The organism is Streptomyces sp. NPDC026575 (assembly GCF_055567415.1).
On sequence record NZ_JBVHQM010000037.1, the window covers coordinates 66683 to 75820 of the forward strand.

9 protein-coding genes are annotated in these 9138 nt (G+C 70.9%); 2 read left to right on the plus strand and 7 right to left on the minus strand.

The features are described 5' to 3' along the window. Positions 1 to 67 precede the first annotated feature (67 nt). On the plus strand, positions 68 to 1528 hold the full coding sequence (locus ACZ4NB_RS34775) for a phytoene desaturase family protein (RefSeq protein WP_467667036.1): 1461 nt from the start codon (positions 68 to 70) through the stop codon (positions 1526 to 1528). Positions 1529 to 1665: 137 nt separating this feature from the next. Here the strand turns inward: ACZ4NB_RS34775 and ACZ4NB_RS34780 are convergent, their stop codons facing one another. The 3 genes from ACZ4NB_RS34780 to ACZ4NB_RS34790 form a co-directional block, all read right to left on the minus strand. Beyond that, complete coding sequence (locus ACZ4NB_RS34780; protein WP_467667037.1) at positions 1666 to 2115, minus strand: spore-associated protein A; 450 nt, start codon at positions 2113 to 2115, stop codon at positions 1666 to 1668. A 216-nt stretch (positions 2116 to 2331) separates the two neighbouring features. Next, positions 2332 to 3195, minus strand: coding sequence for a lysozyme (locus ACZ4NB_RS34785; RefSeq protein ID WP_467667038.1), 864 nt, complete (start codon positions 3193 to 3195; stop codon positions 2332 to 2334). A 413-nt stretch (positions 3196 to 3608) separates the two neighbouring features. Further along, positions 3609 to 4262 (minus strand): transglycosylase SLT domain-containing protein, encoded by a 654-nt coding sequence (locus tag ACZ4NB_RS34790; RefSeq protein ID WP_467667039.1) that lies wholly within the window; start codon positions 4260 to 4262, stop codon positions 3609 to 3611. 722 nt (positions 4263 to 4984) lie between these two features. Here ACZ4NB_RS34790 and ACZ4NB_RS34795 point away from each other — a divergent pair. After that, the gene (locus tag ACZ4NB_RS34795) at positions 4985 to 5431 is read left to right on the plus strand and encodes a hypothetical protein (RefSeq protein WP_467667040.1); all 447 of its coding nucleotides are present in this window, start codon (positions 4985 to 4987) and stop codon (positions 5429 to 5431) included. Between the two features lie 150 nt (positions 5432 to 5581). On the opposite strand, the gene ACZ4NB_RS34800 is transcribed toward ACZ4NB_RS34795, so the two are convergent. From ACZ4NB_RS34800 to ACZ4NB_RS34815, 4 genes are all read right to left on the minus strand, one after another. Continuing rightward, entirely contained in the window at positions 5582 to 6283 is a 702-nt protein-coding gene (locus tag ACZ4NB_RS34800; RefSeq protein ID WP_467667041.1) for a transglycosylase SLT domain-containing protein, read from the minus strand. Between the two features lie 484 nt (positions 6284 to 6767). Then, positions 6768 to 7616, minus strand: a complete 849-nt coding sequence (locus tag ACZ4NB_RS34805) for an SRPBCC family protein (protein ID WP_467667042.1) — start codon at positions 7614 to 7616, stop codon at positions 6768 to 6770. Then, a complete protein-coding gene (locus tag ACZ4NB_RS34810; RefSeq protein WP_467667043.1) occupies positions 7613 to 7930 on the minus strand; it encodes an ArsR/SmtB family transcription factor in 318 nt (105 codons plus the stop codon). Before ACZ4NB_RS34810 ends, ACZ4NB_RS34805 begins: the two co-directional genes overlap by 4 nt. Before the next feature lie 67 nt (positions 7931 to 7997). Beyond that, the gene (locus tag ACZ4NB_RS34815) at positions 7998 to 8942 is read right to left on the minus strand and encodes an alpha/beta fold hydrolase (protein ID WP_467667044.1); all 945 of its coding nucleotides are present in this window, start codon (positions 8940 to 8942) and stop codon (positions 7998 to 8000) included. Positions 8943 to 9138 lie beyond the last annotated feature (196 nt).

Sequence of the window (9138 nt, forward strand, 5' to 3'; positions counted from 1 at the left end):
GCACCGGGCCCTCACCCCATTTCCGGCCCGCTCCGACGCGCACCTGATTCCTTGGGATGCTGAGGGCATGACATTACGGGCAGGGCGGGAGCGCGAGGCAGCGGTAGTGGTGGGCGCCGGACCGAACGGACTGGCGGCGGCGGTCACCCTGGCCCGCAGCGGGCTGCGGGTGACGGTGTTCGAGGCGGCCGACGAGATCGGCGGCGGGGTTCGCAGCGGCGAGCTGTCCGTACCCGGCGTGCTCTTCGACCACTGTTCCTCGACCCATGTGATGGGCGCCGGCTCCCCGTATCTGCGCACGCTGGACCTCGCCGCGCACGGGCTGGAATGGTGCTGGCCCGAGATCGACCTCGCCCATCCGGTGGACGGCGGGGAAGCCGGGGCGCTCTACCGGTCGGTCAGGCGGACGGCGGACGCCCTGGGCGCCGACGGGCCGGCCTGGCGGCGGCTGTTCGGGCCGCTGGCCGCGGACGCCGAGGTCCTGACCGACGCGGTCATGCGGCCGCTCGTCACGGTGCCCCGGCATCCCTTCCGCCTCGCACGCTTCGGGGTGCAGGCCCTTCAGCCCGCCACCCTGGTCGCCCGCCGCTTCCGTACGGAAGCCGGGCGCGGCCTCTTCGGCGGGGTGGCGGCCCATCTCTTCGGGCCGCTGACCAGGCCGGTCACCGCGTCCGTCGGAGTCATGATCATCGCGGCGGGGCACCGCTACGGCTGGCCGGTCGCCAAGGGCGGCTCCCGGGCGATCGCCGACGCGCTTGCCGGGCTGCTCCTCGCGGAGGGCGGGCGCATCGAGACCGGAGTGCGCATCCGCTCCCTCGACCAGTTGCCGCCCGCGGCCACGGTGTTGCTGGATCTGGCCCCGGCCGCCGCGGCAGCCGTGATCGGCGACCGGCTGCCGCCCCGGGTGCGCCGCGCCTACACCCGCTACCGGCACGCCCCCGGCGCGTTCAAGCTCGACCTGGCGGTCGAGGGCGGTGTTCCCTGGCGCGCCGAGGTCTGCCGGCGGGCCGGGACGGTGCATCTGGGCGGCAGCTTCGAGCAGATCGCGCACGCGGAGCACGAGGTCTACCGCGGGCGGATGCCGCAGCGGCCGTTCCTCCTGGTCTCCCAGTCGTACCTCGCCGACGCCGGCCGCTCCGCCGGCGAGATCCACCCCGTCTCGGCGTACGCGCATGTGCCCCACGGCTACCGCGGCGACGCCACCGCCGCGATGCTGGCGCAGTTCGAGCGCTTCGCGCCCGGCACGCGCGAGCGGATCGTCGCCGCCACCGCCACCACCACCGCGGATCTGGAACGCGGCAACGCCAACCTCGTCGGCGGCGACATCATCGGCGGTGCCAACATCCCGCTCCAGCTGACGATGCGGCCGCGTATCGCCCTGGACCCCTACCGCACGGGCGTCCCCGGCGTGTACCTCTGCTCGGCATCCACCCCGCCGGGCGCCGGAGCCCACGGCATGAGCGGCCACAACGCGGCCCGCTCCGCGCTGAGGGCGCTGGGCCTGGAGCGCCCGGATCGGGGGAAGTGACCGTTCAAGGTCTGTGCGAGGAGGGCGAGTTGCCGCCCGGGGAGCAGACAGGCCATGGCGGCGGGGTCCCGGGGGCGAGCCCGGGACCCCGCCGCCGTAGAGCAGGCGACGGCCGGTCGGCGGTCGTCGGTGCGAGGTCAGCGGTGCGTGACGACCCCGGCCGCCATTCGGCCGCAGTTGGAGCCGGAAACGCTGACGCTGACCGATTCGATCGTGCCGCCCCAGTCCACGCATCGGCCCTTTGCGGGCAGGTAGACCGGGCCGGCGTAGGAGGTGTAATTACCGCTGTCGTAAACCCAGTCGGAACTGCCGTCGGTGGCCGTGAGATAGGTGTACATGTACACCGGGCTGCCGGTGCTGTTCCGTACCGTCACGACGCAGTTCTTTCCGGTCCTTGCGCTGTACGTCAGGTACACGGTCCCCTTTCCGGTGACCGGTACGGAATTCACTACGCTGTAGCCGCTGCCGCAGGCCCCGTTGTACGAGGCGGCGGCCGGAGCGGCGGAGGCGGTGGTGGCCGTCGCCATTGTGGCGAGGCCGGCCACGGCGAGTACGGCGGATCCTGCGATGGCACGTGAACGCTTCATGGGAATACCCCCGTCGGGTGCTGTGCGTCGCGTGGTCGTTTCGCAGTGTTGGACCGCGTCCGGTGGTGGATGGTTGTACCCGGGCGTGAATTCCCCATTGTTCGAATCGAGTTGTCGAAGCCGGCGGCGGCGCGGGGGCGGCGACACGCGGCCGGTCCCCGGCGCCTGCTGCGGCGCCGGGGACCGGCCGGGGGGTGCGGGTCGGATCGGGCGGGCTCAGTTGCCGTTGGCGAAGACCTTCAGCCGGCCGTAGCTGCCGTTGAAGCGGTTGCGGTCGCCGACCGGGTGGCCCGAGGAGGTGTGCTGCCAGATGCTGTGGTAGCGCCAGCCGGCCGGCAGCGCGCCGACGGAGGAGCCGTAGCGCGGGACCCACAGCGGGTTGCTCCGGCCGAACCTGCCGGAGTTGCCCGTGCACCGCTTCCACCAGTTGGTGGAGGTGTAGATGACCGCGTCGCGGCCGGTCTCCTCCCGGTAGGTCTCCACGAAGTCCTGGATCCAGTTGACCATCGCCTTGGGGCTCTTGCCGTAACAGGTCGCGCCGTAGGGGTTGTACTCCATGTCGAGCGCCCCGGGCAGCGTCCTGCCGTCCCGGGACCAGTCGCCGCCGTGATCGGCGAAGAAGCGCGCCTGCGCGGCGCCGCTGGAGTGGTCGGGCAGCGCGAAGTGGTACGCGCCGTGGATCATGCCGGCCGAGTAGGAGCCCCGGTACTGGTGTGCGAAGTACGGGTTGGTGTAGTTGTTCCCCTCGGTGGCCTTGACGTACGCGAAGCGCACCCCCGACTTGCGCAGCCCCCACCAGCTGACGTGGTGGTTGTGGCTGGAGACGTCGACGCCGGACACCGCCTTGCTGTGCGCCGCCTGTGGTTCGAGGCCGCCGCCGGCCCGGTCGACGCCCTCGTGGGCGGCGATGGTGGAGCCCATCCAGTCCTGCTCGGGGTGGGTGGGTCTCTTTCCGGCGTCCGACGCCGTGGCGAGGCCGGGCAGCGTGAGGGGCAGAGCGAGCACGGAGAGGAGAGAAACGAGCGTTCCGGCCGCGAGGGAGACTGAGCGGCGGGCCGGACCGGATCTGCGCAAGGGCATCGCATGCCTCCGAGGCCTTCAGTTGAGTCACGTTCGGCAGCTTTTGAGCAGAGTTCTGCCGATAAAAGACTTATACGCAGAATTGCCTGACTCCATGACCCAACAGGCCGTCAGTCCGCCGACCGGCTGCGCATCTCACCCGTCCGGCCGTCAGAAGTGGTCACCCGGGCCCGGGTCGGGCTGACCATGGTCCCGGATTGGCCTCGGCGCCCCCCGAACCCGAAAGCGGAACGGGCCCCGGCAGTGCCGGGACCCGCTCCGTTTCGCTGCGCAGCGGCGAACGCGCCATTCCGCCGCTTCGCTGGCTGCCTCGTACCGAGCCGGTCGGCTCGTGTGTGATGTCCGTCCTGTCCCCGGCCTCACCCGGGACCGGCCCGTGTGCGCCGGTGCGACGGCTCTTGTGCCCCGTCGGCTCAGTAGGCCGAGTTGACGTTGTCGATGGAGCCGTAGCGGTCGGCCGCGTAGTTGGCGGCGGCGGTGATGTTGGCTACGGGGTCGACGAGGTTGTGGGGGGTGCCGGCGACGTGGTAGCGGTCGAAGGTGGGCTGGATCACCTGGAGCAGGCCCTTGGAGGGGATGCCGTTGATGGCGTTGATGTCCCAGTCGTTGACGGCGTTGGGGTTGCCGCTGGACTCGCGCATGATGTTGCGGTGCAGGCCCTCGTAGGAGCCGGGGATGCCCTTGGACTTCATGATGTCGAGCGACTCGCGGATCCAGCCGTCCAGGTTGTTCGGGTACTCCTTGACGGCCTTGCGCTCGGCGGAGCGGTTGGCGGCCTGATGCGCGGTGTGCTGTTTGGCCACCGCGGTGATCTTGACGTGGTCGGCGACCGAGGCGGTCACCGGGCGGGCGGTCTTGGCCTCCTCGGCCTTGGCCGGCATCCCGTTGGCGTTGACGGGCTTGACCGCTGCCGGGGCGTGCTCAGAAGCAGCCTGTGCGGTGTCCGGGGCCGAGGCCATGGCCAGGCCCGAGGTGGCACCCGCGGCGGCCAGAACGGCCACGGCGACCTTGTGGGTGCGGGTAATGCGGGTGACACGGACAGCGCGGGACAGGTTGAAGCTGGGCATGCAGAGTGACCTCTTCCAGGTACGGGGACGGGGAGGCGGCCTTTTTGGGCGGCGCGTGATTCACCGGAGGTCATTGCTGCGCTCGCTGTGGGGGGCGTAAGTCGCAAGCTCGCTCTCGGTGCGTCGGAATCCATGTTTAGCGACGACCCGGAATCGAGGCAATGGTGCTCTGTACTACTCATCTTCGTGAGATAGACCCTGAACGCCGAGGTAATGGACGGTTCTCTCCGTGACGGCCGGGAATGAGTGCGGGACATTCGACTAAGCGCGTTCGTAAGTGACGTACATCGCGTGCCCCGCATCACTGGATAGCGGCCGTAAAGCCCCCGCTGCCGGGGCCTTTAAGTTGTCTGGCTCACACCGGAATTACCGCTCCGCGGAGCCACTTCATACGCGCATCGGAGGGGATTCATCCGCCCGGCTGCCCTGGGGCGTCCCGGGGGATTGCTCAAATGTGGTGGGGGGCACTTCTGACGAGGCCAAAAGGGCGGCATTTGTGCCCCAATTCACTTGCCGGGGCCACGGGCGGGAAACGGCCGGGGTGCGGTGTCGCGGAGTACGGCGCGGGAAGCCGACTGGGCCGTTGGGAGCGCCGCGATACGTCGATACGGCGGTGTCGCTGGTCCGTTCGCAGCAGCGCCCGGGGCTGTTGCATGACTACGGGCTTCGACTCCCCGAAAGTGACAGCGCACGCAGTAGTCACTCATCGTAAGGAAGTGCTCATGTTCCGTCGTACTGCCGTTGTTCTCAGCGGTCTTCTCGTCTCGGGTTTCCTCGCGACGGGCGCTGCCACCGCGGCGTCTGTCGATGCGGACCGTCACCCCGCCCCCGCGCCTGCCAGCGAGGACCGCGACCGGCACCCCGCTCCGGCGCCGGCCGCCGCTGAGGAGGACCGCCGCGCTCCGGCGCCCACGGCTGCCGAGGAGGACCGCCGCGCTCCGGCGCCCACCACTGCTGAGGAGGACCGCCGCGCTCCCGCGCCGACCACCGCTGAGGAGGAGCGCCGTGCTCCGGCGCCCACCGCGGCTGAGGAGGAGCGCCGCACCCCGGCGAAGAACGTCGACGACAGCCGCAACCTCACCGCCCAGGACCAGGAGGGCTTCGGTCTCGCCGGTGCGGTTCTCGACCGTCTGCTGGGCAGCGGCACTGCGCGGAACGCCGGCTTCTGACGCCCACGCCGGCCCGGTACAGGCAACGGCAACGGCAACGGCCCCACCCGCGAAGTGCGGGCAGGGCCAATGCCGTTGCCATGTCGGAGTGTCGCGCCGCAGCACTCCGCGAGGTCCGCTCCGGCCGCGCCGGGCGTCGCGGTCTCCGGCTCAGTAGGCCGAGTTGACGTTGTCGATGGAGCCGTAGCGGTCGGCCGCGTAGTTGGCGGCGGCGGTGATGTTGGCTACGGGGTCGACGAGGTTGTGGGGGGTGCCGGCGACGTGGTAGCGGTCGAAGGTGGGCTGGATCACCTGGAGCAGGCCCTTGGAGGGGATGCCGTTGATGGCGTTGATGTCCCAGTCGTTGACGGCGTTGGGGTTGCCGCTGGACTCGCGCATGATGTTGCGGTGCAGGCCCTCGTAGGAGCCGGGGATGCCCTTGGACTTCATGATGTCGAGCGACTCGCGGATCCAGCCGTCCAGGTTGTTCGTGTAGCGCTTGGGCGCGACCTTCGGCGCCTTCTTGGGGGCGGCCTTCGGCGCGGCTATCGCCTTGCGCTCCACGGAACGGCTGGCGGCCTGCTTGGCGGTGTGGCCCTGCTTCTCGACGGCGGTGACCTTGAGGCGGTCGGCCACGGACGAGGCGACCAGCTTGCTCTTCTTGCCGTCGTCGGCCCGGTCCTTCGCGGTCAGCGGCAGGCCGTTGGCGCTCACCGGCTTGACGGTGGCCGACGCGGCGGACGGGGTCGCGGCATCGCTCGGCGCCGCGGCGAACGCCAGGGCGGCGGCGCAGCTCGCGGAGGCCACCAGCGCCGCGGAGATCTTGTGCGTGCGGGTGATGCGGGCAGGGCGGGGCAGGGTGAAGCTGGGCATGCGAGGTGACCTCTTCCAGGGCTTTGGTGGCGGGGGGAGCGGCCTTCGGTCGGCGCGTGAGAACCGAGGGTCATTGCCGCGCTCGCCGCTCTGGCTGAGTTCGCCGGCTCGTTCTCGGTGCTACCCGGAACATGTTTAGCGAGCGCCCTGGATGGTGGCAAAGGTGCCTTGTACTACCCATCTTCGTGAGTTGGGGCGATATGCCCGTTATAAACACCTGGTTTCGCGCTGTGCGCCCGGAACGGCGTCGACTAGCGGAGGTCGTACGTGACGTAGGTCGCGTGCCCCGCATCACCCGGCGAGGGCTTCCGGGCCCCCTCTCGGACCCCCGCGAAGTTGCCTGGCTCACACCGCGGAAGCGGTGAAACGGCGCTGCGGATGCCGCTGTGCCACTGCCGGCGGGCGCCTCCGAGTGGCAGCGGGCGCACCCGTGCCCCCCACGGAGTCCGTAGGGGGCACGGTGCGTAGCGGCGCGGTGCGGGAGTCAGTCCTCCAGCAGCCGTGCCGCGAGATGCTCGATCCGGTCGTGCCAGGCGTCCAGTGCGGCGTCCGTGTCGAAGCCCCGCGGGCCGGTCTGGGTGAGGACGAGGCGGGCGCCCTGGCCGGTACCGCTGCCCAGCTCCCAGCGGACCTCGCCGTCCGGGGCCCAGCGGTAGGCCAGCACCGAGGGGGCCCGCACCTCGGTGACCGGCCCGTCCGGCACCTTCTGCGTGGTGAAGCCGGCCGGTGCGGGCGCGCCCGCCGTGGGCTCGTCTCCCGAGGCCAGCACCGCCCAGACGGTCTCGGCGGGCCGTACGAGCTGGCGCTCGAAGCGGATGCGCGGGCCGTCGGCGGTGTCCTCGACCGTGCCGTGCCCGAGGTCGAACTGCTCCAGATACGCCTCGTGCAGCTCGCCCGTGTCGGGCTCCACGGCCGTCGGCTCGCCGTCGAGCAGCTGTGACAGCGCGGTGACGCACAGATGCCAACCGGAGGCGAAGCTGGCGCCGCCGAACCGGTCGCCGAAGGTGTGCACCAAGGTCAGCAGCGAGCCGTCGCCGTCCGGGGCGATCTCCCAGCGCAGATGGTCCTCGCCCCAGGTGAAGGCGAACAGCCGGGGCTCTTCGGCGTCGGTGACCGTTCCGGTCATGGCGACGTCGCTCACGCCGGGCATGGTGAAGGTCATCGCCCCGCCGGGCCGGAGCTCCACCGTGACCTCGGAGGGGAACCACTGCCCCAGCTGCGCCGGGTCGGTGATCGCCGACCAGACCTTCGCGGGCGGATGGGCGAGTCTGCGCTCCATGCGCAGCGCATGGCGTCCGTCGGATGTGGTGAGGGTGTCGGAGTGCGGGTTCATCGGGGGTCGTCCTTCGTGGCGTCGAGGTGCCGTTCCAGGGCGTCGAGGCTCCCGGTCCACAGATGCCGGTAGTGCGCGAGCCAGGCGTCCAGCTCGGCGAGCGGCTCGGGCCGCAGCTCGTACCAGCGGCGCTGGGCGTCCTGCCGGACCCGGACCAGCCCGGCCTCGCGCAGCACCCGCAGGTGCTTGGACGTGCCGGGCTGGCTCAGTCCGAGCTGGTCGGTCAGCTCGCCGACCAGCCGGGGGCGCTCCAGGAGCAGATCGAGGATCCGGCGCCGGCTCGGCTCTGCGAGTACGTCGAACGGTATGGGCATGACCGCAGTATGCCTCCTGGATTATATAACCACAAGGGTATGTCGACTGAGGGTGCGGAGCCGCCTCTCACACCAGTGCGTCCGCCGCCTCGGTGACCACTGTCCGGTGGGCCGCACACGCGGCGGAACCGGTCGCCGCCAGCCCCTCGCGCAGGGCCGGTGCGAGCGCGGGTGCCGCGTCCAGCGGGCCGTCGGTGAAGAAGCGGGCCGCCAAGTCGGCTACGTCCTGGGCGCGTTCGAGGATCACCCAGTGGTCGGCGTCGGGGATCGTCAGAAAGCGGCTGTCCGAGATGGTGGCCGCGAAGTCCCGCTGCCGGTCCGCCGAGGTCACCGTGTCGTGTTCGCCGCTGAAGACGAGGGTGGGGATGCCGCTCAGGCCGCCGGAGAAGTCCGGACGGTCCGACACCGCACGGCGCAGCGAGTCGGCGGCGTGCTCCGAGCGCCCGGCGGACTGCAGCATCGCGCGTCGGACATAGCGGTAGGCCAGCCGTCGCCGGGTGACGTACCGGGTTTCGTCGAGGCACATCAGGTTCTCGGTGAACAGCGTGGCGCAGCCTTCGGTGTCGCCCTTCAGCAGTCGGTCGTGCGCCCGCTGCAGGACGGCCAGCTGCCGGGCGCTGATGTGCACCGGTACGCCTCCGAGCGCCAGCCGCGCGATGCGCTGGGGAAAGCGCTGCGCACAGGCGAAGGCGAGGCCGGCGCCGTAGGAGAAGCCGAAGAGATTGATCCGGGGGACGTCCAGGTCGTCGAGGACGCGCTCGATGGCCGTGCACAGCAGGTCGTTGCACGGCCCCGGGGGAAGCGGTGCCGCGCTCCCCATGCCGGGCAGGTCGGCGGTGACGACGTCCGCCACCGGACCCACCTGCTCGTCCATCTGCGGCCAGCCGAACATTCCCTGCAGCGCGCCTCCCAGGACCACGACGGGCTCGGTGATCCGGTCCGGTTGCCGCAACAGCCGGTAGGAATATGGCGCCCCGCTCACCGACAACGAGCGGATCGTTTCCTGGGACATGTCTGATTCCTTTTCGGGGGTACCTGCGGGAACGGGCCGCGCGCGAGCGCGGGACGGGGCGCCGCGCGCGGGTGGGTCCGGGCCGGATCTACGGGGGCGCCTTAGGGCCTGTCCGATGGGTCCTGGCCGGGCCCGCGGCGTCTGGCACGGCACCTCGCGGCGTTGCCGAATCATCCCGATAGCTCCGCTATCGAGA